The following is a 24,915-nucleotide window of genomic DNA, read 5'->3' as shown; positions in this document are numbered from 1 at the left end:
GAAGTTCTTAAAGGATACAAACAGCCTTAAATGTACAGTCGCTTTATAAGATTGTGAAAAAATGTACTTAAACTAACCGGTGCTTTAGTGAAACAAGTGGCTGCATGTAAGGGTAGCTTTTTCTTATTGAAACTAACGGTGCTGGTTAGAACATATATTAAATGTTGTTAGTGAAAAATTTCCCTTAATAATGAAAAACAACTCCTAAAATAACTACGAAGAAAAAAATGAAACATACTAACGTTTTTATTCGCATAGGCATAATAGAGCTTATTTAAATCCAAAGAAAAGAGGGGAACAGCGTGATAAAAGCAGGTAGGGAACATGATGCAGTTATCAAATTTATTAGTAGTTCCGATTGTTATCAGACACTCATTAAGACTACAGAACTTGTTAGGGATTTATTAAACAAGGACTTACCTAAATTAAAGAAAGATAAGGCAATTAAGCAAGTATTATATATTAATTGGATGTTAAAGATGTCTAAAATGAAATTTTATCTTATGCCTTATGGTTCAGATGCGATATCACTTTTTGACAATAACCTAAATAGCATGATTGCTATTAGATATTGTTATACAATTACAAATGAAACCATGATTATATTTAAAGATTTATATAAAAATGCCATTGAAATTGTAAGCTTACACTCTAATAAAAAAGGAGAAGGTAAAAAGTTAATTAAAGAAGCAATTACTCTCTCGAGAGAGATTAATTTACCATTAGTTCTATATACAGAAACCGATGATTTAGTTAAGTATTATGAACAATTTAATTTTGTTAATCATGGGAAATTAGGAACTAACAACGAATATCTAATGGTTAGATTACCAAAATAATTATACTTATAAACAGAGAAATATTAATGGAAAATAGGAAATGAACCACCAGCTTAATTTTGGCGGTTGTCGGTTCATTTCTTTTTTTAATCTAATTGTTTACCTTAATTATATCAACAGATTGTGAGTAATAACCATTAGATTCTCCATACTAGCGAATAGTTGTTAAGTAACACTTCTTATTGAACTAAAGGGGGCGTTAGTTGAATAGAAGTTTTGAAAAAAGCCTGTATCAATGATTACTTGGTAGTCTACGATATAGGCTTTATCTTTCGGGTACTAATTGTCCCTATATATATTTAACATCTTGCAACTCTTTTTCTTATTGAACTAAAAGGGCAGTTTAGTTGAAGAAGGGTTTTTGAATAGAAAGGTAGAAGGTTAATATACAACAATCAAGGAGCTGGTTATGTGAATGTGCCTTTGTTAAGGGCTGAAGGGATTATCGTTAATGAAGATAAGACAGAAATTCTTGTGCAATGTGATTTTGATGAAAGTTTTTACCGTCTTCCGGGTGGAAGTATAGAATTCGGCGAAACAGCAGGTGAAGCTATTAAAAGGGAGCTAATTGAAGAATTTGATTTAGCTTTGAACATTGGCCAACTTGCTTGTATTAGTGAAAGTATTATTCAGTATGATGGGAAGAGAAGGCATGATTGCACCTTAATCCATTGGTGTTCAAGTAATAATAATGCAATGAATTATCTTTTGCATAAAGAAACTCCAAAAATCAAGCTTGTTTGGCGTACAATTTCTCAATTAAGCGAAAGACAATTTTATCCAGAGGGAATATTGGATATTATTGTTTCGGGCAACAATTTTATTAAACATATCAAAAGAGAAAAGACTTATGAGTGATTCCTTATTAAACTAACGGGTACTATACTTGAAAATCGGAATTGCTTAAAAGGCTCTTTTTGCTTGTTCCAGGGCAGGTTTAGTGGAAAAAGTAATTAACTTATTATCTATATCATATAAGTATGATAATGCGAAATAGCTATGATTAAAAAATAAAATTATTTTCCTGTAGTGGTGAAAAATACATTGCTATTATCTCAGTGTAACTTTTAATGGGAAAGGGGTTTATAGGTGAATAAAGAGAGCGATCGTTTATATTTCATCGATAATCTAAAAATAGCTTTAATTATGCTTGTAGTAGCTCACCATGCTGGACAAGCCTATGGACCAGGTGGTTGGTGGTTTTTTTTGGATGATGAATCTATCAACTGGTTGGGCAGATTTTTCTCTGTAAATGCAGCATTTTTTATGAGTATGTTTTTCTTTTTATCAGCCTATTTTCTCCCTCAATCAATCTCGAGAAAAGGGCCGAAACGGTTTTTAAAAGAACGGCTTATTAGAATTGGTATTCCATTACTACTTGGATTTCTCGTGATAATTCCTATTCTGATGTATTTATATTACATTAATTTCAGAGATTATGAACCCATCTCATTTTTTTCTTACTATGTTAATATATTTTTTGGACTTGGTAATGAACCCTCGAACTGGTCCGGGCCATCATGGCCTGATATGCAATTTGGCCATTTATGGTTTTTAGAGCATTTACTTGTGTATGCGGTTGTGTTTTCAGTCTGGACCTTCTTTACATCTAAGAAAACCACAAAAAAATTTGATGGAAACATTAAGGTTTATCAGATTCTCTCCCTGTGGTTGGTCGTTAGTTTAGTGACTTTTATTACAAGGATATGGTTTCCTATTGATCATTGGACAGCTTTTTTAGGATTTATTCAAACAGAATTTGCACATGTACCACAGTATGTGAGTTTTTTTTGTTTAGGCATTATGGCCTTTCATCGCAAATGGTTTTTAACTTTGAGTGCAAGAGTAGGATACATCTGGCTTATTATTGGAATATTAATAGTAACCATTTTGTATTCTGGAGGAAATACGGTAGATCCTTTTCTTTTAAAAGGGGGGCCAAACTTCGGTTCGTTGGCTCGATCATTAATTGAGACGTTATTGTGTATTTCGCTTGTAATCGGTCTTTTAATTTTATTTAGAGAAAAAATTAACGGCACTAATCGTTGGTCAAAGATGTTATCAAACAATGTATTTGTTGTTTATTTCATCCATGTGCCAGTAGTTGTCTTCCTTCAATATACATTGAATGACCTACCAATACCGGTCATGGCTAAATTTCTTATAACGGCATTTTTAGGAATCATTCTAAGTTTTTTGCTAAGTCATTTTGTATGGCGAAAGATTCCATACCTCAAAAAAATGATGTAAAGGAAATAATTTTTAGATAAATGGAAAAGCCAGCATTACTTTTGTCTTAATAGTAGGATAATGATGTGTCATATAAATAATGGTTCTTGTTCAACTAACGGGTGCTTTACTTCAAGAAGGGGTAAAGCATTTTTTCTTATTGATCTAACGCAGCAGGTTAATTGAACAAAAAAATACTGAAATAAGTTAAAAAAATAAAGGGGTATGTAAGCTAATGAGTATAGTTAATTATCTTGGTTGTAATTTTACTTTACCTTACAGTGATGAAAGTAGTAATGAAAAAGTTATAATTGATATCTTTTCGGATGACGAATTAGTCAAGAAACACTTCACAACTAAGAGGATATATGAGGTTTATACTGATCGATATGTAGGTATGTCATTTGATGCTGACAATAAAGACCCTTACTTAAAACAAAGTTACAAAGAAGCAAAAGAGAGTTTCCTTGCATTATGTGATCTTTTAAATGGATACCTTGAAGAAGGAGATTATTGCGAGTTATATACTTGTTGGTTTGGACAAGAGGAAGAAGAAAGAAATTATGATTTTGACCAAACTATCAACCTTAATAACATTGACATCAATAACATCTCAATATTCGAGAAAACACTATTGGTAATAAGAAGATAATATTCAACTAACGGAGTGCTTTAGTTAAAAAAGACCATCATTTCGATGGCCTTTTTGGGTGAACACAAACGTAAAGTGGCTGTTGTTTTAATTTATATCCGCATCATATATTCATTAAATATTACTTGAATTCTAGCATTTATAAATTTTGGTTAATAAATAAAAAAGTTACAATTAATAAGACAAGATATGGTAACCAAAACATCCATCGCTTTAATCTAAACATGTTTAAAAAATCTATTATGGATGGTGTAGCAATATTTGTTGAAATTCCATTTGTAGGGAATTTCACGTTATCACCGAGTAAAAAATCATTTATAGATTTTTCAATGTTTATTGATTTATTTATGTATTTATATTGTAATTGTTTCATACCGGTTTCCAAAAATAGAAAAAGAACAACAATGATTAAAGAAAATAAATAAACCTTACTATCATCATTTTTATAACCATATCCCATTATTGCAGACCAAAAGCCAATTCCAATAGCTCGAATTTTCCAAGCATTTTCACCAAAACCTTTTGCTAAATTTTGATAGGTTTCCCAAGCTTTTATTAGAACATTTATTTTGTCTTCATTCATAATAATATCACTCTTAATGAATTCGCATGTTCATCTGTTCTATGTAAACTATGTTTTATCAAAGATATCGTTAGGTCTCTTAATTCTATATTTATAAATTCTTGAAGATTTTCACTGTGGTCAGAGTATGATTTTGAAAAAGCTTCATCATACTCTCGTAACAAAGAATTAAAAGTACTTAATATATCTTTATCTTCATCAGTTGTAGTTTGATGAATTTTAATTAGTACAGATTCTCTTATATTCCAAGCTGAATTTGGTCGTCTATTAAGATAATATCCACACAGTTGTTCCACTATTGAATCAACAACAACTTTTAATTTTTTTCTTTTATACTTTTTCCCAGTGATAATTTCAATGTAAATTTTATATAGTTCTAATAACATATCTGTACTTAACATTTAGTTCTTCTCCTTAATTTTTGTTATATAATAATTTATTATATTTTGAGCTGTTTTTTTACATTCGTAATCCCATATTTCATTAACAATTCCACGTTCAAAATAATTATTTGAATCAAAAAGTAAATTATAATAAAAATCTCCGAATACCCTCTTTACTGCCTTCTCTTTATTAAAAATATATATACCTTCATTTGCTAATGTAAAGATGGAATAATTTTTTATTAAAGTAAACAAATTGGAGTATAATGTTAAATACTTGTTACCAAACATCTCCAGGTTATTGAATACATCAGTCATTTCATTAATATCTTCTAGTTCTTCATTAAAATTATCTTTAACACAAAAATTAGATTTATAGTTTTCCCATTTTTCCTTGTCGCCTTTAATTAACACCCCTTCGAATAGGATATGCAAAATAAATAAACTACCGATTTCGAATAAGTGCTCAAACACTTCTAATTCATAATCTATATAATTAATAGGTCCAATTGGCCATGAATCCTTTCTTTCAATCGTTTGTCTATTGCCTATTCTGCAAATATCAATATCACTATTTCTCGAAAAATCATTTCGAGCAACAGAACCAATTAATACTTGAAACATTACAACACCTCTTTTGAGTTTTTTCACAAATTACAGGCAACTTCTCTCTTATTATATTGTAAAAAAATCCACCACTTTTGATCTATACATTCTTTCTTAATGTCAACTATAATTTCTTTAGTCAACCTTTGGACGTCATCCGGTTTCTACTTTTTGAGCTGACACTTAAAAGCAAGACCAAATATACTTCTGATTTAATACTTATTATTATGGTCATAAGGACTCTCTTTTTCAATAGAACACGCTTATTATTTTTCTTAATATAGATATTTCAAAGTTAAACTTCTTTGATTAGTTACTGTGAACCGTACACTAAGTAAGTGAGATTTTGTCGGTATAGAATATATAAGAAGGTATGTGAACAATGTTGTTTTACACCTTCTTCAATTGGAAGGTATTTCATGTAATGTGTTTGAATATATCGTTTAAGAATATTATTCAACTAACGGGTGAAGATATTCATAAACAAAAAGAGCCATTCATATAGGAAATATATGAATGGCTCTTTCTGCATTTTTGGAGGTGAAACATGAATTATCTAAGAACGTTTAAAAAGTGGCTCGTGGAAGATGTGAAAAGTCCGAAAACATTAAAGTCATACTACTCCCGCTCCCATTCTTTTCCACAGTCAGGACATTGCCATCTGATTACACGATCTTGCTCCATACTGGAAATCCCAATTTTTCTGGAAAAGTGGGTTGCATTGCCATAATGGTGTTGCATTTCTATGGGAATAGGATCCCCTTGTAAATCAGCACCGCAGTAAGGGCAGTACTCTTTGCTATCGTTTAGTTTTCTCATGTTTTTCTCCTTGTAATTCGTTGTTTAACTTCTTTGGAAATTTATTTAATTAATATTGTCTTATTTTCACTCAATCTTGTTTGTGTCCGTCACCTAATTCAGAATAAGAATACTATCCCACTATGTCCGTCATAATACATCCACTAAGCGGGTTCGAGAGGTCAACATGCCTAAACAGCCAATTCATTAACTTCGGTTCGATGCTAAATTCCTCAACTGAAACCTTTCCTTCAATAAATAGTATCGCAAATTCAGCGGATAAAGTAATTTGAGGACTATGCTCCTTAACTGTCATTCCCGTAACCCAATGTTGATATTTCTCTACATCTGTTCCGGAATCTTCAAAGTAAATAGAAATCAGCTCGTTATTGGTTATAGTAACAAGCTTGTTATAGAAGTCTTTTATGTTTTTTTCAAATACTTCTTTCTTCAATTTTCCTTCTATTGCATTATCCCTGAAATTTATTGTGTATTGCTCCATATCAAGCCTTTCATTCAAGTGTTCCATCCAATTAGCTTCATTAAGTGTTTGGTTCGATTTCGCTGTGAATTTTTTCACGACGCCAAGTGCGTAGAAAGTACCCATTATATCCCTCGCTTTATGATTGAATGCTAGAAAACAAATTGTCCTTTAGTATAGTATAGTAGCTACTAGCAATAATGATTTTAGTTAGTAAAAGATTCTAATGTCTTCTATACGTATGAGAGACTATACCTGTAGTTGTATTATTTTTCTTGCTGCATTTTGAGCGCTTTTAGCAAAAGGGTTATAAGTCTTTAAGTCATTGAATAGGTATTCGATAGATAAAATGAGATTGGGATATTCTATCTGCTTATGAATAAATAACCGAATTAAATTGATTTGCAAATTCATTAAAGAATTTACCTTTTTAAAATTAACTTCAAGATTTAAAATTTTGATTATATCATCAACGTCTGAATAAATGACTATCTCTTTAGTGAATGAATTTATATATTTATCAAAGTTAGAAAGACTTGAAATGACTGCCTGTAATTCTCCATATGTATTTTTTCCCTTACAATCATTTGGTGGATAAATTAAGTTACTTTTGAGGATTATGGATCCATTTTGTATATAAGAACAGGCAATCGACATTATATTGTTTTCTAATTGCATGGAGCAGTCGCAATAAACATACAAGGTATCAAGACTATAGTACTGATTATAGATCGTTTCCTTAAAGTTTTGAGGGATGGTTATCTCATATTTGCCCCAAAAGTTCGGCTTATTTCCAGCATTTTTTATAGTTCCTTTCACTTTCATCTTGTCACATCACTTTTATTATATTTCTTAGTACCATTATAAGTAGATTGATGTAAAATCTATACCTAAAGCCCATGAAAAGTCAGTTTGTAGTCATGAATGAGTTGTTTAATGACATGAAAAAACTTATTCGGAGTGGATTTTTGTTTTCAAGAGCAAATGCAATGACAAGGGTTAAAAAGGGGGGAAGTGTAAGATAGAATAATGTTATAAAATCATTTTATAAACTTTTGCTTAAACAAAAAAAGAATAGCAAGACCTATTGGGTCTATGGAATTGGTTAAAAATCATCGGTGGGATGTGTGACGAAATTAGTCGTGGCATTCTTATCGATGTTTTTTATATAAAAAAATATATGGAGGAAAACCAAATGAATCTAATGGAGCAGTATGTTGTCGTGAGTAGAACGAGGGAGAAAGATGAACAATTTACATTGATTGATGCGATGTCACTGGATGAAGCAAATGCAATCTTTGAAGTTCGGCATAAAGCAAATAAGGAAGCAATGAAAAAAGGAGAGGCATTTTTCATTTTTCAAGAGGATGAGGTTCTGACCTTAGACGAAAATAATCGGGTAGTATTCCCGTCCGGTGGAATGGCTATTATTCACAAACTAGCATAATAATGAATGGACTCCTGATTGATGTTTTTATCAGGAGTCATTTTTTTATATAACTTGTGATAATAAAATATGGTAACGATTAATAGTAACTAATAGTAGATACTTGGTGGAAGAATAAAAGAAAAAAGTCAATGAAAGACAGTGTTGTCAATGTTCGTCATGGTATCTTTTAGTAGTTACCAACCTGCTGATTAGGGTTATTTTAGGGATGAATAATGATCGTATAAGTGTATTACTAGTTAGATATCTTCAGAATTAAAGATATCCCACTTTCAATAATTAAAAAGTTTAAATCGAGCAATGTTTAGTAGTTATACAACCTTTTACAGAAATGTGCTAGATTTATTAATGAAACTTGTATATGAAAGAATTACAAAATCCAACTCTAGTTATGAGCGATTAGCATAGGCTTAGATTAAATCTGTGAGCATGACTTGACAATTTGCAGAAATGCGAGTGTCTTTTTATATATTTAGGAAAATAAAATAATAATATAATGAAAAGGGCCTGAGAACAAGCGAAATAAAAGGTGCTATTTTAGGGTAGCACCTTTTATTTTTGATTAATTATGAATACTGCTATTTTCTTCTTCTACCGAAAATCAAAACTTATTCAGTAGCATTGCTGTCTTCATCTTTGATGTGTATTTTAGTTATGTTTGAACTTAGTTAAAAATGTTAAGAAAGTGGAACTTCCCTTTTGTATTCTTAATTCTTGGTACTCCCTAATTAAAAGCATTAAGCCATTACGATCTATCATTTCTATCTCATTATGTTGAGCTGATATTAAAGCTTTTTCAGTGAAATAACGATTAGTAATTATTAATTTCTTATGCACGTTCCAGTAACCAGCACCTCCACAGACTTCATTTACAGCGTCAACTCCAACTGTCCGTCCTTCTCCGTAACATTTAGCTTGTATGCCCGCCTTAACTTTATCTTTTATAACGATTACATCGACTCCATAATCGGTATGAGGGGTTACTTCGGTGTAATATCCCATTCCGTCATAGAGTTCAGCTAAGTATACTTCAAATTGTTTGCCATCCATTTTATCAATTTCTTCAATATCTATTTGAAGCTGTTTTGAATGGTTTTTTATTGGTAAAGAAGGTAGGCCAATATTGCATTTTTTAGTGCTTACTGAACGAATTCCGATATAGATTAGACCTAATACAAATGAAATAGTTAAGACCCATCCATAAGGAACTATTTCAGCAATCGTTAGAACGGTAAAAAAAAGATATAGGCAAAAGATACTTTTTTGTTTAAATTTCCAGTATTGAATACGATGTGTATGTTGAAAAGCTTTATGTAATTCCATACTTCTAAATAATCCAATGTTAATAGCAAATAGGAAAATTAATAATCCAGTTGTTGTTGTAGCATCATCTTGTAATGGCTTAATACTCCCAGCAGTTTCTAAACCAATAATAAATAAAATTATAATGAATAGAATTGATGAGGTATTAAATTGATTAGTTCTATGTTGCTTCTTTGCTTTCTGACCCATGTTTAGATCAACCCCACTTTATTATGTATTTAACAACATTCTTACCTATATCTTAAATTCATAATCGTAATGGGGTTATTGGAATAAATAGTAATAAAGCCGCTAATTATATATCTGGTTTAGAATTTTTTGTAATGACCAAACTAAATTTAAATAAATGACTTGAAAGTTTGGGAGGCTCAATTGATGAGTAATAAACAGTTAGTTTTGGATGAAATAAAGCAAGCACAACAGATACTGTTAGAAATAAAAAGCGCTGAAAATAAATTAACGGAATATAGAAAGCCAGTTCCAGTATCAGTTAAGAATTTTTTATTTGTAGCCTTCTTATCGATACTAGTATTTTCGGTATATAGACCGGAAAGTGGGAGTATATGGTTTATAAGTGTGATTATGATAGCAACAACGTTAATTTTCCTACGTAAAACAAGTAAAAAATTAACGGAACAAAAGTTAGAAGATAATAAAGAGCGGATAAATGAATTAACTAAGAAGAAAAAAGAATTAAATCATTCTTTAGATACACTCAATATAGGGCCAAGATATTTGGATTTAAAAATATTGAACAAATTTGAACATTATTTAAGAAATAATCTTGCTGAAACTCTAAAAGAATGCGCCCAAGAATATGTTAGAGAAATTGAGCGGGAGGAACGGATGGCTGAGTTAAGGAAAATCCAAGCTAAACAGGATGAACTACTTGATGAATTCATTAGGGTTAAAGAAAATAAAGAACCATTCGAACTTGAAGATTTTAAAAGAAGGAAGAAGATAGATTAACGAAGTACAGATGTTTTTTGAAGAAGAAGCTTAGAAGGAATCTAAAAGCGAAGAACAGTAATTAAGTAATATTAGAGAGTTAAGCAATTCTTTTAAAATTCGAAGGGGGTAAAGGAACAAGCAGTCTCTTTGATTTTGGTAGGACTACAGTTGATTTTGTCTATTAATACAAAAACAAGAAGGAAGGTTCACATGGTTATGTGGACCTCGTTATTTTCTTCAAAGAGGATTTCTTGATAAGCTAGGTGTAAAGAAATTAGAGAATTATATATTGATTATTAAGGGAGTACCCCAAATTATCGATGAATGACTACTTGATTCAGTTTGTCGATCAGCATTAATTAATGTTGGAGTAGGTTTTGAATGATGATCTTTGCTTTAAGAGCAAGGATCATTTTTTTAGTTTCTAAAATTCATTGCAATAGAAAAAATCCCTTTATTAAATATGTGATGAGGTGTTGATAGTTTAATTGATTGTAAATGGTAGCTAATTCTTGTAACTAGTTTTGTTTACCTTGTTCATATGTAAGTAAGTCATTCTGCATGGAATGACTACTATGGTAAGAATAATTTTACTTAACGAAACTTTAGATCTATGAATATTTACTTAATAGTTGGACAAGATTACGAACTGCGTATTTCAATGGTAGGATGAGTGGGATGAGTCTTGTCTCTTTGATTCGTTTCTTCACGAAATCATCTGCAATAAAGCGTTCAGAGATGTTTTTTGCTCTTTTGATGCCATCCCCAAATCGAGATCTACTAGAGAAGGAATCGTCTGCTATGATAATGCACATAAAATGCTGCTCAGAAGGATTATTTTCCGCTAATATGGCATATTTAAATACTTTTTCGACTAATGTGGCAATTGGCTCTGTACCAGTGTCTAATTCGATATTAATAAAGAGATCTTTTTCTTCATTAGGTTTTAGGCGAATAATCCAATCAGGCTTTACAATCGTCATCGTTTTCCCTGAAGGTTGATTAGAGTGATTGTGTCTCTTATACTTGGCAAAGTTTGCATGATAAGCAGCTTTATTTTGTTGGTGAAGATTTTGCGAATGTGGTATCCACTCTTCATACGGAAAAATCGAGGGAGAATGAGAAAATAGATTTACATTATAAATCATATCATATTTAGCTTTTCCATCGAGGGTCTTCAATCTCTTACTGTTTAACATAAATAATATATTCAGTGCAGCCTGTTGTGTTGCTAAAAAATGAATCACATTTTTCTTTTGATTGAACTTATAAATCTTCTGTTTGTTGTATGAGGGAGCTAATAACTGTTGCTCTATGAGTATATCAATTGCTTTGCTACCAACGGACACATATTTAAAACGTTGCCCGTTAAACCCATTGCTATAAAAATCACTTCTAATTAATTTATACTCTTCCCATTTTCGTAAACGGTTCTTAAAACTATATTCTTGCATTTCCTGTTTAAACAGTATTTTAGACACTTGATAGAGCTGTTGAACGGTTAGCATTCTCTGTTGCTCTAAAAAGACTAGAATATGAAGGTCAGTTGAATAAAGATCTAACCGTTGTCGATTTCCTTTTCTTAATACGATTTTATCTGTCACCTTGATTTCTCCTTTGATTTTTGATGGTAATAATGCTGATTCAAAAAGTACACCTTTTCAGACTCTTATTTAGCTTTTATAGTCGGCTTATAAAAAGTAACGTTAACCGTTGCTGTGCCTGCAAGTAATTCACTTTTCGAAGTAATGAGGTTATATGGACCAATTTGTAACGTATTAAGTTCATTACTTAGGTGTTCTAAAAAATATTGTACCTAATTATTATGAGGTTTCTAGACCAGAAGAAAATTGACTTTTGTATGTATTGATAGAGTGAAAAAAGTGTTTTGAAAGAATTGGGATACGAAGACATAAAAGGGATACGAAGATAACTACTGTTCAACACTGAGGATAGCGAAAGAATTTTGATTAATAGGTTGTATTTTTATAAGGTATACAAAAATCTAGCATAATTTATCAAAGTAAAAATAGAAAATTAGTAAGAAAATTTTAGTTTACCTATTCAAACAATCTAAAACCGACGTTATAATGTTTCAGCATTTCGGTTAACCAAAATAAATTGAAGGAGAACACCGAACGGAATTACTTGACTAGATGAAAAATAATATTCAAGAAGTACTACTGGATCAGTGTACCCCAAAACGCTACATCGGTTTATCCAAGTGAAACTAAAAACAACAAAATATTTTTTAGTTTACCTATTAAAACGATGTAAAACCGAAGTTATAATGTTTCAGCAATTCGATAAACCAATAATAATTTTAAGGAGAATTCAGCATGACACCGGATGAAGTAGTTAAAAAATTAAATACAGAGAATATAAGTATCGCAGAGTTAAGCGTACAGTGTGGATTATCAGAAAAGACTTTAAAAAATAGACTTGCTGATTTTGATTATGAGCAAGATGAAAACGAAAAATGGAGATATGTAGGGGATGTAGATAAAAAGATTACAGACATTGATATTACGAAAAAAGGAAGAGTAAGTAGACCTGATGTCAAAAAGAAGAGAAATAAGGTAAGCGATGTGGATAAACAAGATGTCGATCTTTTTACTGCTCTTATGCAAATGCCAAAAAGTGAATCCGTAACGCGTGCTTATAAGACTGATAAAAAGATTGATGAGAAGTTTAAACAGATTGCTTACGAAACAAAATTACCGATTACTTTACTGCATTCTCTTGCTCTTCTTGAATTTGTAGAGAAATATCAACCTATCATCGTAAAGCTAAAATCAGCATCAAAAGCAAATGTATAAGTTGAAACTATAGCGGTAGTAAGTTGTAAATACTTCACCGCTTAGGTTTTCTTACAAATTCTCATTTACAAAATAAGTACACTAATTATAACAATAGATAATAAATTATAGCTAAAAGCAAAAACAGAGGTGAACACAATGCAATCGAGAAAATTAAAAAGAGTTGTAATACGAGAAGAACTTGTAGTTTTATTGGGGAATACCTATCAAGCTATCCTATTTGGTCAGCTATTATACTGGCAAAACCGAACTAAAGATATTGACCGATATATTGAAGAAGAAAACAATCGAAAGACCGCAACTGGAATTAACACAACACACTCTTCGACATTCGGCTGGATTTATAAAACAGCAAAGGATTTAGCTGAAGAAGTCATGTTAGGTGTAAGTGAAAATACAATTCGTAGTTATTTAAAAGCACTGGTGGAGAAAAAATATTTGGAGCAAAGACGTAATCCTAAATATAAATGGGATAAAACGTATCAATATCGTGTGAACCTAATAAAGGTGATGAATGACCTAGAAGAATTAGGCTATCCACTTGAGGGGGATGAACTATCAAAACGATATGAAAAACGAAAAGTGTCGAACCGTAATAAAGAAGATTTGAATCTCAATATTTGTGATTCGAATAAACCAAAGATTGCTTCGAACCACACAGATTACGAAGCAATATCAGAGATTTCTTCAAAGACTAATTCAGAGATTACTACAGAGAATTCTTCCTTATCAAAACAATCTGATGAAGACGAGGGGTTTAATAATCAAACAAATCAATCATTTGAAACCATTAGCAACACATATTTAAAACATTCCCAAAGAAATACTCTAACCCAATCTGATAAGGAAGCTATCATGGATGTTGTGAAACGAAATTGGCCGATGCATCAGGTTGTTAAGTGGATTAATGAATGCTATCAAAAGTTTCAACCTCGACATCAACGTGATCAAATTAGATCTTTTCAATACATTGCAAATTATATATTCGATCAAGCAACGATAGTTAAACAACAACAGGAGGATAAATTAAATGGACAAAATTCAACACATACTCAAGAACATACCGGAGATGAATACTTTGAAAGATTCCGTAAAACCCAAAATACCGACTGGGAGAATGACTGTGATTTCTGATAAATGCCCTTATCACGAGTGCGATGGCAGCGGATTAATCGTTGTTGTAAAAGAAGACCTTTCAACAGTTGGAGTAATCTGTCCTTGCTTAGAACAAAAACAACTAATGCGAAAAATCCAATCCGCACGAATTCCTGACGACTATGCTAATGTTACTGTGAAAGAATTTGACCCCGCTGTTTATAAAGACGAAATTAATGTGGATAAGGCAAAGTATGCAAAGAAAGTAGCCATTCGATTCGTTGAAAAATACTATGATTTGAGAGAAATGGGAAAAGGTTTATATTTTTATAGTCATATAAAAGGTTCTGGAAAAACACATTTAGCTATTAGTATTACCAATGCACTAATACAAAAATATAATGTTCAGCCGCTCTATATTTCATCGGTGAATCTGTTAAGTGAAATTAAAAACACGTTCAATCAACATTCTAAGACTACATCCTATGACTTACTAATAGCTTTTAAAGAAGCAGATGTATTAGTAATTGACGATTTGGGTGTTGAAAAATCAACAGAATGGTCGGAAGAAATTTTAACAGAAATACTTGAAGAGCGGATGAATTATAATCGGTTAACAATTATCACTTCTAACATACCAGTTGAACAATTAAGTACAAAATATCCAGCTGGAAGAATTGAAAGTAGAATAGAAAATATGACCTTCCCTATATCAATGCCTGAAGAAAGTGTTCGTAGACTACTTTCAAAAAAAGAAAACGATCGAATCGCTGAAATGTTCTTTAAATAAATTATTTGAATAGAATATATTTTATATCAGAAACAAAACATTAGAAAGTAAGCGCAAAAACATGTTAAGAAAAAAATGTCCATTCTCTAAAAAAGGAGAAATCGTTGCTGTTAAAGTATTTGTGTACAGGCATTTATTTTAAAACAATAATAAGGGAAACAACCCCATTGGTAAGAGAAGTTGCACCTTTAAGTTGCTAATTCTTTGTTGGAGGTTTTCCCTTTTATTTATCAGATGAAGCTGTTATATATTCTTCAATTATTTCTCGCAATAACTTACAGTGTTGAGAAGCAAGCTTATGCCATTAAAGTACACATTATTCTGTTGCAAAATCTGAGGCTATTAGGAGCCGTTTTTTGTATCTATTAGTGGTTTCATATAAATAATGAAATTGTTCAATTCTCTTTATCAGGGGTGCAATTCATATAACATAAATGTTCAAAAGCTCAAAACTCCAAAGAATAACCCTTCTGAATTAAATATAGCTTAAATCTGTGGTAATTTATACCGGCTAATTTACCGGCTTTTGAAACAGAATTGTATCTTTGATAAAATTCTTCTGCTTGTGATAATTTTACCCTTTGAATAGCTAGTTCTTCTTCTGAAAAGGGTCTACTTAGCTGTACATTAATACCATTTAAGTATAACCAACTAGATATCATAGTACGGTCTAATTTTAATAAAGTACTTATGGTTCTAATTGAATTCCCTTTATTAAATAAATCTGTAGCCTTATTTAATATGGAAGTCCGGAATTCTTTTTGTTCATTGACTTTCGTTTCAAAATTAATTCTAGCGGATAAAAATTTTTTGTAGATTTCATGCTTTCGTGGAAGATAAATTGATGCATCTTCATAAATGAAATTTAATATTTTAATTGGCAAATTTGTACCTGCATATCTTAGAGAATAGGCATTTCCTTCTGTTTGTAACTTAACTTTCGGTAATTCTAAAATGTTTCTAATTTCTTCAACAAATTCTGTTGTAGATATTACACTTAATGAACAGTATTTAAATCCTAATTTTTTTAGTTTAGTAAAGCAAATTGTTCCATCCCCATCCCAATAACCACGTATAAAATGTCTAACTAAATTTGGCGGAACAATAGATGATGATGGGAATTTTAGCACTAGTGATTTACAAGGTATACAGCCTTGTTTTATTAAATCGATGACAAGTTTCTTACTATAAATGGCCAATCGATAGGCTTTATGTTTTTTTTCATCTAATTCTACAACCTTTGGCATTATCGGGTGATCCGATTTCATAAAATTTCTAAATTTAATTATATGATCTAAGTCCGCAGCTTTTAAAGTAAGCTCTAAAACATATCCGCAATTGTTTGAAACATATGCATCTGCATAAAGAAAACCTAACCAGTATGCCTTTTCTTCTGTATCAATATTTTCGAAAGTATTTTCTGATAAAATATATTTTCGATTTGAAAAGGAGAGTTCATAACCTTTTTCTTTTAAGAATTTTTTAAAATTATAGTAGTTTATTTTTGATTTTTTTACAGCATAACTAAAAGAATGACCCTCGTTTATTAGACTTTCCCCAAATCCCAATTTCTCATTTTGATTAATTTGTTCTTGAATAGTTAATCCTCTTTTGGGTTTAACAGTATGTCCCTTTTCCTCTTGTAACCAATTAGAAAAGCTTTTCTTGTGTATTTTTAACTGTTTTGTAATTTTATTTATAGACAGCCCGCTGATAAAAAGTTTTTCTCCTTCAAGATATTTTCTTGTGATCTCTTCCTTGTTATGATTTCCAGCAATAACCCTAATCTTATAACCCAATTCTTCTTGCAAATATTTTGATACTTTCTTTCGATTCAAGCCTAATATTTCACCTATTTTAGTACAAGAGTTACCCTCTTGATGTAACTGTTCAACTTGAGTGTATCTGATGTCATCATATTCTACTTTCATACCAAAACACCACCAATATAAAGGATTATTGATATCCAGTATTGGAGCCATTGGTTTTTTTATACATAGAATAACTATTAGAATGACATTATGATTTGCAGGTTATATGTGGATTATAGGAAAATAAAAATAAATGAAAAGTAGAAATTGTAAAAGCAAAAGTAGGGAATTTATATGACATCACAAAACACTTCAGAGCAGAAAGACTTAACATTATCATTATGTTAGCGAGAAACAGGGGTTTATCGTGTAAACCAATGTAGATTAAATTAAGTTTGTGATAAGGGCTGAAACGCAAAGCTGTATTATTTTAAAAAGATAAGATAGAGTGCTTTTCTATTGATTTGATATTAATTTTTGTTATTATTAGATAATTTCAAATAGGTTAAATTGACTAAAATTAGTATAGCTTGTATAATTTAATAGTCTCATAAAAATAGTTATGAGAGAGATAGGTTTCATGCTTGGCAAGTTTCTTAACGTTAAGAACCTCACCAAGCTGCCATATGATTTCTAGATACAGTAACAGTAGTTGCAGGTCTGGCAAGTCAGTCAAACTTATCACAGTTGTAATTACCACCTTAATGTAATTATAATTGAGTGTTTTAAAGATTTTCGCTTTTAACAAAGTGAAATATAGTGGTCAGCAGAGCATTTATTCTTATGAATAAATGACACAACATTAGGCTAGGAGGTTGTTCTGTTATGAAACGGAGTAAGGGACCACGACGATTACATAACCTTCCTAGCTCTTCTAATATCAACTGGTCAAAGTATAAACAAAAGAATTATTTACATTTCGATGAACGTATTAAAATAGAGCATATGAAGTCTAAACTCCAAGATAGTGAGTGGGTAGCTTCATATGCTTTTTTACCGTCCATTCACTTTGAAATAATTTTTAAAAAGTACGTAACAATTCCAGAATTATACGATCATGTGAAGAAGAGCAAAAGGAAAGAGAAGAAAAAGAAAGTAAGAAAAATTTTCTACTCAGCACATAAAGATAGCTATATCTATAAATATTACGGTGATTTATTGAACAATTCTTATAACACTTTTGCTGAAGACAATAATATCGATGAAATAGCAGTAGCTTATAGAAATAATAAAGAAGGTAAGAATAGTGTGAACTTTGCGCATGAAGTATTTGAACATTTATTTAAGCAAGAACATGCGGTAATTATTTCAATGGATTTCACGAGCTTCTTTGATAATATTTCACATAAAACATTAAAAAACAATATAAAGCGTGTATTGAATGTGGATAGCTTATCAGATGATTGGTACAAGGTATTTAGAAGCTTAACGAAATTTACATATGTCAATAAGACTGATATTAATCATTTTTTAAAGACTAAGCACGGTGAGAAGAAGGTAAAAAAAATAAAATTATCTAAAATAATGGAGCCGATTGAGTTTAGAGAATTTAAAAAGGAACATCTGCATGTAAATAGAAAAAATTTTGGGATACCACAGGGGTCTGGAATGAGCGCAGTATGCTCAAATGTTCATTTAATAGACTTCGATAAAGAAATGATGCAGTGGGCAAAACAAAAACATGAGAAATCCCTATATAGAAGATATTGTGATGATCTAATTTTAGTTATTCCCATTTCAAATCAGTCCACAGATACAGTCCATTCAATACGAGATGAGTTATTAGATATCATGGAGAAATATAAAGAGGATGGTCTAGATATTCAAAAAGAAAAAACAGAAATTCGGCTATATCAAAATGGCGACATTTTAAATGAGCAACTGCAGCCAGCAACATTAGATTATTTGGGCTTTGTAACGAATGGCAAGTTAATAAAAATCCGTGAAAAGAGCCTATTTAAATATTATTCAAGGGCATATAGGAAGGCGAATACAAGCAAACGTATTTCATTTGCTACTGGTCGTCCAGGTCCTAAAAAGGAGCTTTATGACTTATACACACATTTAGGGTATCAATATAAAGACTATGGTAATTTCATCTCTTATGCATATAAAGCTCATCGAAAAATGAATCAATTACCAGTAAGGAGTATGATTCGAAGGCAGGTTAAAAGACATTGGAGTAGAGTACAGAAGAGAATGAAATAAAAAGTAGATATTTATAAGCTTTTTACTATATTAAACATCTAGGCGGTAGACTAGTTGCCAGTAACTTTATTCTTATCTTTTCTTTTCCTAACTTTTAAAAACTGAAAAATCCGATACTTAGGAGTTGACTATTTAATGGTAACAATTAATTTACCGGTATATGAAAAGATTTATTATAAAAAAAGTGGAAGTAGAAACATAGTTAAACAACTTATAGATGAGGAAAGAGTAATTGAAGGTGCGATAAATAAAGTAGAGACTCAATATATAAATATTAAAGTAGATACAGTAATATATTGCTTTACTAAAGATAAATCTAAATTCGACCTAGATGCAAAGTATGTTCTTTTGGTAGATAAAGATAGTTTGAACGTTTTAAGAGCTAATCGATCTGAGATAACTATAAAAAAATGGGTTAAGCATCCACAAGATGAAGATGAGATTACTAATCAAGAAATAATTAACAGTTGGAAAAATAATTTTAATTTTAAAGAAGAATCCGTTGAAGATAATGAAAAAGGGTTAAGAAGACCTCAGATTGCTGCATTACATGCTATACATAGTCATGTAAAAGTTTCAAAAGAAATTGCTACTGTGGTTATGCCTACAGGAACAGGAAAAACAGAGACTATGCTTTCAACTTTGATTTCGTTAAGATGTAGTAAATTATTGGTTACAGTCCCAAGTGACGCACTAAGACAACAAGTTGGAGAGAAGTTTATTACGTTAGGCTTACTAAAAAAATTTGGAATCGTAAATGAAAGTATACGATATCCTAGAGTCGGAATCTTACATAATGGCTTCCAATCGGTTGAGGAATTAGATGATTTTATAGGTAGTTGTAATGTAATAGTAACTAATATGCCATTAATTTCAATGATGAGTGAAGAACAACAATTGCTACTTTCTGAAAAATGTACACACATATTCATTGATGAGGCCCATCATATTAAAGCAAGTACATGGGAAAGTTTTCGAAAGAAATTTGATGATGAAAAAATTATTCAATATACAGCCACACCATTTAGAAATGATGGGAAAAATTTAGATGGAAAAATAATCTTTAACTTTCCCTTAATTGAGGCACAAAAAGATGGATACTTTACTGAAATTGAGTTTTTACCAATCAAAGAATACGATTTGAAATTAGCAGATAAACTAATTGCTGAAAAAGCTGTTCTAAGATTAGAAACAGATTTAGAAGAAGGTTTCCCCCATATTTTGATGGCAAGATGTGCCGATAAGAAAAGAGCTAAGGAAGTATATAGTATTTACAAACAATATGAACATTTACATCCTGTCTTAATTTATTCTAAAATCCCTAATAAAAAAGAAATATACAATGATATTTTACTAAAAAAACATAAGATAATTATTTGCGTAGACATGTTGGGGGAAGGATTCGATCTCCCAGAACTTAAAATAGCTGCTCTCCACGATATAAAAAAAAGTTTACCGGTTACTCTACAATTTACAGGACGCTTTACACGCACAAAATATGATTCGAACTTAGGAAAAGCAGCATTTATAGCCAATATAGCCGATTTAAACGTTTCTGGTGCTTTGGAAGATTTGTATAGTAGTGACGCAGATTGGAATGAACTCTTAGCAGATTATAGTAGTGCCTATATCGATGATGAAATGGAATACAAGTCCTTCTTAGAAGGATTTGCTAATTTAAATCAATCTATTTTTTCTTTTCAAAACATTAGACCAAAACTAAGCACGGTGGTATATAGAACTCAATATACAGACTGGAACCCGAAAGAAATAAAGTCTATTTATACAAAGAATCAAAACTATGAATATGTATTTTATGACGAGAATCCCGATGAAAAAATAGCTATAGTTGTATATGCTAAAAAGTCTAAATTAGATTGGTTATCGGATAAAAACACCTATAATTTAACGTGGAATATGTTGATTTTGTTGTGGAATCCAACAGATAAATTACTATTTATAAATAGTACAGATAATTCAAGCTTATATAAAGATATTGCAGATAAAGTAATAAAAAATCCACGTTTAATAAATAAAATGGAGGTATTCAAGGCTTTATATAATATTAAACGAATTAAGTTGCAAAATGTTGGATTAAAATTGCATCTAGGTAAAGATATCCGCTATAGAATGAGTGTTGGAAGTGATTTAGGAGAAGCAATACCACTAATGGAGAAACAGAGAAGTCAAAAGGCTTATGTTGTTGGGGCGGGATTTGAAAACGGAGAACCAGTAAATATAGGATGTTCTTATAAAGGGAGAATTTGGACTAAATTACAAGGCAATGTTAAAGGGCTAAAAGTTTGGAGCGATAATATAGGAAAAAAAATATTAAATCCTGATATTGATCCCAATCAAGTGTTAAGTGAATGCCTTGTACCAACTATGATTTATGAAATGCCGAAATTAGTACCGATAGCAATAGATTGGGATTATGAAATTTTATTTGAATCAGAAACTACATGTATTTTCACATACGGTGAAAATACTTCTAGAAATTTATCCGAGGTAGAACTACAAATTCAGAATTATGATGTAGATGAAAAAATAACTTTTAAAATAACGATTGGTATACACGAAGCAATCATTGAGTTTAATCTATCTAAATTAATAGAGGAAGATTTAGTTATTCCAGATCATACTTTTAAGATTATTTCTGCCGAGGCTATCATAGTAAAAAAGGGTACTAGAACATTTAATCTAGATGAATTCTTATATGAATATTTACCCACATTTTGGTTTGCGGATGGGTCCTCACTTACAGGCAATGAATTTATTCAGTTAAAGCATACGGTCAATCAGTACCCTAAAGAGTTGTTAATTTCAAGGGATTGGAGGGGGACAGAGTTATCTAAAGAATCTCAACAGGTTGATCCAAAAAGGACCGATTCTATCCAATACAAAATGATTGAGTATCTTAAAAGTGGTGATTATCAAGTCATTTATGACGATGATGGTTCAGGAGAGATAGCGGATATTTTAACAATAAAAGAAGAAAATAACTTGTTAACCATTCAATTATATCATTTGAAATATGCAGCTGGAGGAAAAGTATCTAATAGTATCGATAATTTATATCAAGTGTGTGGACAGGCTCAAAAATCAATTCATTGGAAATATAAAAAAGGGGAGGAATTCTTTAAGCATTTGTTAAGAAGGATACAAAAAAATAGAGATGGAAAAACTTGTTCAAGATTAGAAAAAGGAACTAAAGAAGATTTAGAAGTTTTAAAAGATAAAGCAAAGAGACGAATACCTATGCAATTTGAGATATTTATTGTTCAACCAAGTATTTCTAAAGAAAGAGTAGGTGAAGATATTTTAACCTTGTTAGGGGTAACAGAAAGTTTCATTAAAGAAACAAGTGGCATAAATGTAAAAGTTATTTGTAGTGAGTAAGTATAAAGGAAAATAATTATTATGTGCTTTTTATCTCTTTGCCAACAGTACATTCAGGTGTTAATACTGTGAGCGTCATGGTAATTAAAATTTTTATTGTAGGATGAATGTGATGACTTTATTACATCTTCTAGATTATTTTTCACCACCATATTCATTTACCGCATTGTGAAGCGGTCTCATGTTGAGCTATCATAACATTTTAAGAACGGATTCTAAATGAAGGAATTGCGTTCTTTTTTTGAAGGAAAATTAGGTAATAATGTTGAAATAGATTAATTATATTCACCATTCAAGGAGGAATAGTATTGAATGCAGTTGACGTATGGGAAAGTTTATTAGTAGAAAGCTTGGAAAAACCAATAGAACTAAAAACAAAAACTGGTCTTAATTTCAAATTGGTATCCAATGGCAAGATTTTGACAGTGTATGAATCAGAGATGGTGCCATCTAGTACACTAAAAAGCCCTCGTACTATATACAAAGATAATTTTATAAAAGTTTGCCCTTACTACGAAAGATGGATGGCTGGTGAAAAAGGGATAAGCAAAGAAATTACTGCAATTACAGGTAACTCTGTTTATATAATGGCAGCAGTTAGCTATCAAATAGATCAACGATAAGTATTAAATGAAATATTAGTAATCTATGTAAAGATTAATTAATCAAATAAGAAAAGTTTACAGGAGGTAGAGCTACGTAATGAATCAAGAACTTTTAGAAAAGAAATTAAGATCAATAGGAAAAGAAATTTTTGTTGAGTATTTTGAAGAATTTAGGGATTTAAATGTTGATAGGGAAGAATTGTCAAAAAAGCTTCTAAAAGATAATCCAAAGGCCATTTCCTTAGATGCTCAAAAAACAAGAATTTCAAATGCCAGGAAAATATTTGAGTTAAAGATGGAAAAAGAAGCTCTAGAAAATATTGTGAAATCTGATAGATTAAAAGATAATATTCGAGAGAAGGCAAAGAGAATAGCAAACACTATTATAAATGTTTAACTGAATTTCTAGGGCCTATCATCGATTATGTCGTTAAAATTGTTTTGCAGAAAGAGCAATAATTAGTTGTCATTGTCATTGATTAAACATCAAACAATGGCTCTATGTCTGGTTGTATTTTAGTCCTATTTAATCTTGAAACTATTGGCTATAGTGCGGATGCGAATAAGACAGCAGAGTTTGTTTATCAAGCAATCATAACGATTAAAAAAACATCTAGTATGTTAAATTACCCTCGTTTTATATACAAAGACAATTTTGAAAAAGCCTATCTTTACTATGAAAATACCAACCCCTGTCTCAAAAGGACAGTGGAGTAGTATTTTATCTAGGGCGTAACTTCAGCTTAAAGTTGGGAACCTAGATACTGCTGCTGTTTAAGACCTGAATTTTTTCAACCTGTTATTAGCTACTTAGCGTCTGCAGTTTCGCCTACATACATCATGACAAGTACAATTGGCCGTAACAAATCGAAACTTCTACGAAAAGTTACGCAAGAAATCGTTCTCACTTCTAAGGCTCACAACTCGGTCCCAAAACAGTAGTTAAGACCTTGTCGAATAGTTGCTATATTGACTCGTTGATCAGCTCATCTGCCAGACCTCTTATTTTTCATGTCGAAACTACTAAAACAACAGCGTTTTAACAGAGGGTGCGGCTCTGATCTGAGCCAGATTTCTAAATGTATGTCCAATATGGCGGTCTGTGAAGGAGAATAAGAAATGGTAGATGAAATTTGCTATTGGTGTGGTGAAAAGGCTGTTTCAATGGAGCATGTTCCACCGAAGTGTATATTCCCAGAGGATAAGGATGTTAAAGAGATTTTTGAAGGGAATTTTAGAAAGAATTTAATTACAGTTCCTGCCTGTGATCTGCATAATTTAAAGAAATCTAATTTAGACGAATATTTAATGGCAATTTTGTCTGCCAAAGTAGGGAATAATGGTCTAGCATATGTTCAAACCAAGACAAAGTTACAAAGAAGCTTGAAAAGAAATAATAACTTACTTGATATTGAAAAAAATGAAGTGATTAAAATTGGAGAAAAAGAATTTCCAGTATCATGGGTAAAATTAGATAATGAAAAATTAAAATTCTCATTAGAGTCAATTGCTAGAGGATTATATTTTGATGAAAATAAACAGAATTTTAACGGGAAAGTATTAGTTTTATCGAACATATTTAATAATAAAGATTATCCTAAAGAAATGAAATTCAATAAAAACTCGATAGGATTAATTGAAAATGAAAGACCCTCATGGAGAACTGTAGTGTCGGGTGAAAATAAAAAAGTATTTACTTATCAATTTAGTCCAATTGATGGTTTTAAGTGTCAAACATTAATTTTAACCTTTTTTGAAAGAATTAATATATATGTAATTTTAAATGGAATGACCGATGTGGATAGAGAAAGATACGAAAATCATTTTAACTTCATAGGGAAAGTTTTATGGGAGGAATAGAAGCTATTATCGTTTTGAAATTTAAGCCAAATGGCC

General features: G+C 31.0%; 23 protein-coding genes. 14 read left to right on the top strand and 9 right to left on the bottom strand.

The window, feature by feature from the left end; genetic code table 11:
- Positions 1-302: 302 nt before the first annotated feature.
- The 4 genes from FG383_RS10565 to FG383_RS10550 all read left to right on the top strand — a co-directional run bounded on the left by FG383_RS10565 (position 303) and on the right by FG383_RS10550 (position 3,720).
- Positions 303-839, top strand: coding sequence for a hypothetical protein (locus FG383_RS10565; protein WP_142607369.1), 537 nt, complete (start codon positions 303-305; stop codon positions 837-839).
- Between the two features lie 411 nt (positions 840-1,250).
- Positions 1,251-1,697: an NUDIX hydrolase gene (locus FG383_RS10560; RefSeq protein WP_093276788.1), complete on the top strand. Its 447-nt coding sequence runs from the start codon at positions 1,251-1,253 to the stop codon at positions 1,695-1,697.
- A 231-nt stretch (positions 1,698-1,928) separates the two neighbouring features.
- Positions 1,929-3,089, top strand: coding sequence for an acyltransferase family protein (locus tag FG383_RS10555; RefSeq protein ID WP_142607368.1), 1,161 nt, complete (start codon positions 1,929-1,931; stop codon positions 3,087-3,089).
- A gap of 214 nt (positions 3,090-3,303) precedes the next feature.
- Positions 3,304-3,720: a hypothetical protein gene (locus FG383_RS10550; protein WP_142607367.1), complete on the top strand. Its 417-nt coding sequence runs from the start codon at positions 3,304-3,306 to the stop codon at positions 3,718-3,720.
- A 139-nt stretch (positions 3,721-3,859) separates the two neighbouring features.
- Here FG383_RS10550 and FG383_RS10545 read toward each other — a convergent pair whose 3' ends face one another.
- From FG383_RS10545 to FG383_RS10520, 6 genes are all read right to left on the bottom strand, one after another.
- Positions 3,860-4,303: a hypothetical protein gene (locus FG383_RS10545; protein WP_142607366.1), complete on the bottom strand. Its 444-nt coding sequence runs from the start codon at positions 4,301-4,303 to the stop codon at positions 3,860-3,862.
- Entirely contained in the window at positions 4,300-4,704 is a 405-nt protein-coding gene (locus FG383_RS10540) for a hypothetical protein (RefSeq protein WP_142607365.1), read from the bottom strand. The genes FG383_RS10545 and FG383_RS10540 overlap by 4 nt, the downstream gene beginning before the upstream one ends.
- Positions 4,705-5,310: a nucleotidyltransferase domain-containing protein gene (locus FG383_RS10535; RefSeq protein WP_142607364.1), complete on the bottom strand. Its 606-nt coding sequence runs from the start codon at positions 5,308-5,310 to the stop codon at positions 4,705-4,707.
- Between the two features lie 600 nt (positions 5,311-5,910).
- Positions 5,911-6,111 carry a hypothetical protein gene (locus FG383_RS10530; protein ID WP_142607363.1) on the bottom strand — a complete coding sequence of 67 codons (201 nt, stop codon included), beginning with the start codon at positions 6,109-6,111 and terminating at the stop codon, positions 5,911-5,913.
- A 112-nt stretch (positions 6,112-6,223) separates the two neighbouring features.
- Positions 6,224-6,697 (bottom strand): hypothetical protein, encoded by a 474-nt coding sequence (locus FG383_RS10525; RefSeq protein WP_142607362.1) that lies wholly within the window; start codon positions 6,695-6,697, stop codon positions 6,224-6,226.
- 123 nt (positions 6,698-6,820) lie between these two features.
- On the bottom strand, positions 6,821-7,396 hold the full coding sequence (locus FG383_RS10520; RefSeq protein WP_142607361.1) for a hypothetical protein: 576 nt from the start codon (positions 7,394-7,396) through the stop codon (positions 6,821-6,823).
- A 370-nt stretch (positions 7,397-7,766) separates the two neighbouring features.
- Between FG383_RS10520 and FG383_RS10515 the strand changes: the two genes are divergently transcribed.
- Positions 7,767-8,018: a hypothetical protein gene (locus FG383_RS10515; protein ID WP_246096959.1), complete on the top strand. Its 252-nt coding sequence runs from the start codon at positions 7,767-7,769 to the stop codon at positions 8,016-8,018.
- A gap of 648 nt (positions 8,019-8,666) precedes the next feature.
- On the opposite strand, the gene FG383_RS10510 is transcribed toward FG383_RS10515, so the two are convergent.
- Positions 8,667-9,530 carry a restriction endonuclease gene (locus FG383_RS10510; RefSeq protein ID WP_142607360.1) on the bottom strand — a complete coding sequence of 288 codons (864 nt, stop codon included), beginning with the start codon at positions 9,528-9,530 and terminating at the stop codon, positions 8,667-8,669.
- 186 nt (positions 9,531-9,716) lie between these two features.
- Between FG383_RS10510 and FG383_RS10505 the strand changes: the two genes are divergently transcribed.
- The gene (locus FG383_RS10505) at positions 9,717-10,310 is read left to right on the top strand and encodes a hypothetical protein (RefSeq protein ID WP_142607359.1); all 594 of its coding nucleotides are present in this window, start codon (positions 9,717-9,719) and stop codon (positions 10,308-10,310) included.
- Positions 10,311-10,903: 593 nt separating this feature from the next.
- Here the strand turns inward: FG383_RS10505 and FG383_RS10500 are convergent.
- On the bottom strand, positions 10,904-11,896 hold the full coding sequence (locus tag FG383_RS10500) for a replication-relaxation family protein (RefSeq protein ID WP_142607358.1): 993 nt from the start codon (positions 11,894-11,896) through the stop codon (positions 10,904-10,906).
- A 735-nt stretch (positions 11,897-12,631) separates the two neighbouring features.
- Between FG383_RS10500 and FG383_RS10495 the strand changes: the two genes are divergently transcribed.
- The 3 genes from FG383_RS10495 (at position 12,632) to FG383_RS10485 (ending at position 14,996) form a co-directional block, all read left to right on the top strand.
- Positions 12,632-13,111, top strand: a complete 480-nt coding sequence (locus tag FG383_RS10495) for a hypothetical protein (RefSeq protein WP_142607357.1) — start codon at positions 12,632-12,634, stop codon at positions 13,109-13,111.
- 138 nt (positions 13,112-13,249) lie between these two features.
- Entirely contained in the window at positions 13,250-14,245 is a 996-nt protein-coding gene (locus FG383_RS10490) for a helix-turn-helix domain-containing protein (protein WP_142607356.1), read from the top strand.
- The gene (locus FG383_RS10485) at positions 14,235-14,996 is read left to right on the top strand and encodes an ATP-binding protein (protein ID WP_185907910.1); all 762 of its coding nucleotides are present in this window, start codon (positions 14,235-14,237) and stop codon (positions 14,994-14,996) included. The genes FG383_RS10490 and FG383_RS10485 overlap by 11 nt, the downstream gene beginning before the upstream one ends.
- A 446-nt stretch (positions 14,997-15,442) precedes the next feature.
- Here the strand turns inward: FG383_RS10485 and FG383_RS10480 are convergent, their stop codons facing one another.
- The gene (locus FG383_RS10480) at positions 15,443-16,927 is read right to left on the bottom strand and encodes a hypothetical protein (RefSeq protein ID WP_142607354.1); all 1,485 of its coding nucleotides are present in this window, start codon (positions 16,925-16,927) and stop codon (positions 15,443-15,445) included.
- Between the two features lie 705 nt (positions 16,928-17,632).
- Here FG383_RS10480 and FG383_RS10475 point away from each other — a divergent pair.
- The 5 genes from FG383_RS10475 to FG383_RS10455 all read left to right on the top strand — a co-directional run bounded on the left by FG383_RS10475 (position 17,633) and on the right by FG383_RS10455 (position 24,879).
- Positions 17,633-19,015, top strand: coding sequence for a reverse transcriptase domain-containing protein (locus FG383_RS10475; protein ID WP_142607353.1), 1,383 nt, complete (start codon positions 17,633-17,635; stop codon positions 19,013-19,015).
- A 135-nt stretch (positions 19,016-19,150) separates the two neighbouring features.
- The gene (locus FG383_RS10470) at positions 19,151-22,414 is read left to right on the top strand and encodes a DEAD/DEAH box helicase (protein ID WP_142607352.1); all 3,264 of its coding nucleotides are present in this window, start codon (positions 19,151-19,153) and stop codon (positions 22,412-22,414) included.
- A 308-nt stretch (positions 22,415-22,722) separates the two neighbouring features.
- Positions 22,723-23,037 carry a hypothetical protein gene (locus FG383_RS10465; protein ID WP_142607351.1) on the top strand — a complete coding sequence of 105 codons (315 nt, stop codon included), beginning with the start codon at positions 22,723-22,725 and terminating at the stop codon, positions 23,035-23,037.
- Between the two features lie 79 nt (positions 23,038-23,116).
- On the top strand, positions 23,117-23,416 hold the full coding sequence (locus FG383_RS10460; RefSeq protein WP_142607350.1) for a hypothetical protein: 300 nt from the start codon (positions 23,117-23,119) through the stop codon (positions 23,414-23,416).
- A 722-nt stretch (positions 23,417-24,138) separates the two neighbouring features.
- Positions 24,139-24,879, top strand: a complete 741-nt coding sequence (locus FG383_RS10455; protein ID WP_142607349.1) for a hypothetical protein — start codon at positions 24,139-24,141, stop codon at positions 24,877-24,879.
- The last annotated feature ends 36 nt before the right edge of the window (positions 24,880-24,915 follow it).

The organism is Psychrobacillus soli (assembly GCF_006861775.1).
Lineage (GTDB): Bacteria > Bacillota > Bacilli > Bacillales_A > Planococcaceae > Psychrobacillus > Psychrobacillus soli.
Note: the sequence above shows the minus strand (reverse complement) of the source record. Positions and strands in the feature narration are given on the sequence as shown.

Bases quoted from the DNA above. Each gene is read 5' to 3' on its own strand.
- FG383_RS10550 (WP_142607367.1), top strand. From the start codon at position 3,304: ATGAGTATAGTTAATTATCTTGGTTGTAATTTTACTTTACCTTACAGT.
- FG383_RS10545 (WP_142607366.1), bottom strand. From the start codon at position 4,303: ATGAATGAAGACAAAATAAATGTTCTAATAAAAGCTTGGGAAACCTAT.
- FG383_RS10540 (WP_142607365.1), bottom strand. From the start codon at position 4,704: ATGTTAAGTACAGATATGTTATTAGAACTATATAAAATTTACATTGAA.
- FG383_RS10535 (WP_142607364.1), bottom strand. From the start codon at position 5,310: ATGTTTCAAGTATTAATTGGTTCTGTTGCTCGAAATGATTTTTCGAGA.
- FG383_RS10530 (WP_142607363.1), bottom strand. From the start codon at position 6,111: ATGAGAAAACTAAACGATAGCAAAGAGTACTGCCCTTACTGCGGTGCT.
- FG383_RS10525 (WP_142607362.1), bottom strand. From the start codon at position 6,697: ATGGGTACTTTCTACGCACTTGGCGTCGTGAAAAAATTCACAGCGAAA.
- FG383_RS10520 (WP_142607361.1), bottom strand. From the start codon at position 7,396: ATGAAAGTGAAAGGAACTATAAAAAATGCTGGAAATAAGCCGAACTTT.
- FG383_RS10515 (WP_246096959.1), top strand. From the start codon at position 7,767: ATGAATCTAATGGAGCAGTATGTTGTCGTGAGTAGAACGAGGGAGAAA.
- FG383_RS10510 (WP_142607360.1), bottom strand. From the start codon at position 9,530: ATGGGTCAGAAAGCAAAGAAGCAACATAGAACTAATCAATTTAATACC.
- FG383_RS10505 (WP_142607359.1), top strand. From the start codon at position 9,717: ATGAGTAATAAACAGTTAGTTTTGGATGAAATAAAGCAAGCACAACAG.
- FG383_RS10495 (WP_142607357.1), top strand. From the start codon at position 12,632: ATGACACCGGATGAAGTAGTTAAAAAATTAAATACAGAGAATATAAGT.
- FG383_RS10490 (WP_142607356.1), top strand. From the start codon at position 13,250: ATGCAATCGAGAAAATTAAAAAGAGTTGTAATACGAGAAGAACTTGTA.
- FG383_RS10480 (WP_142607354.1), bottom strand. From the start codon at position 16,927: ATGAAAGTAGAATATGATGACATCAGATACACTCAAGTTGAACAGTTA.
- FG383_RS10475 (WP_142607353.1), top strand. From the start codon at position 17,633: ATGAAACGGAGTAAGGGACCACGACGATTACATAACCTTCCTAGCTCT.
- FG383_RS10470 (WP_142607352.1), top strand. From the start codon at position 19,151: ATGGTAACAATTAATTTACCGGTATATGAAAAGATTTATTATAAAAAA.
- FG383_RS10460 (WP_142607350.1), top strand. From the start codon at position 23,117: ATGAATCAAGAACTTTTAGAAAAGAAATTAAGATCAATAGGAAAAGAA.
- FG383_RS10455 (WP_142607349.1), top strand. From the start codon at position 24,139: ATGGTAGATGAAATTTGCTATTGGTGTGGTGAAAAGGCTGTTTCAATG.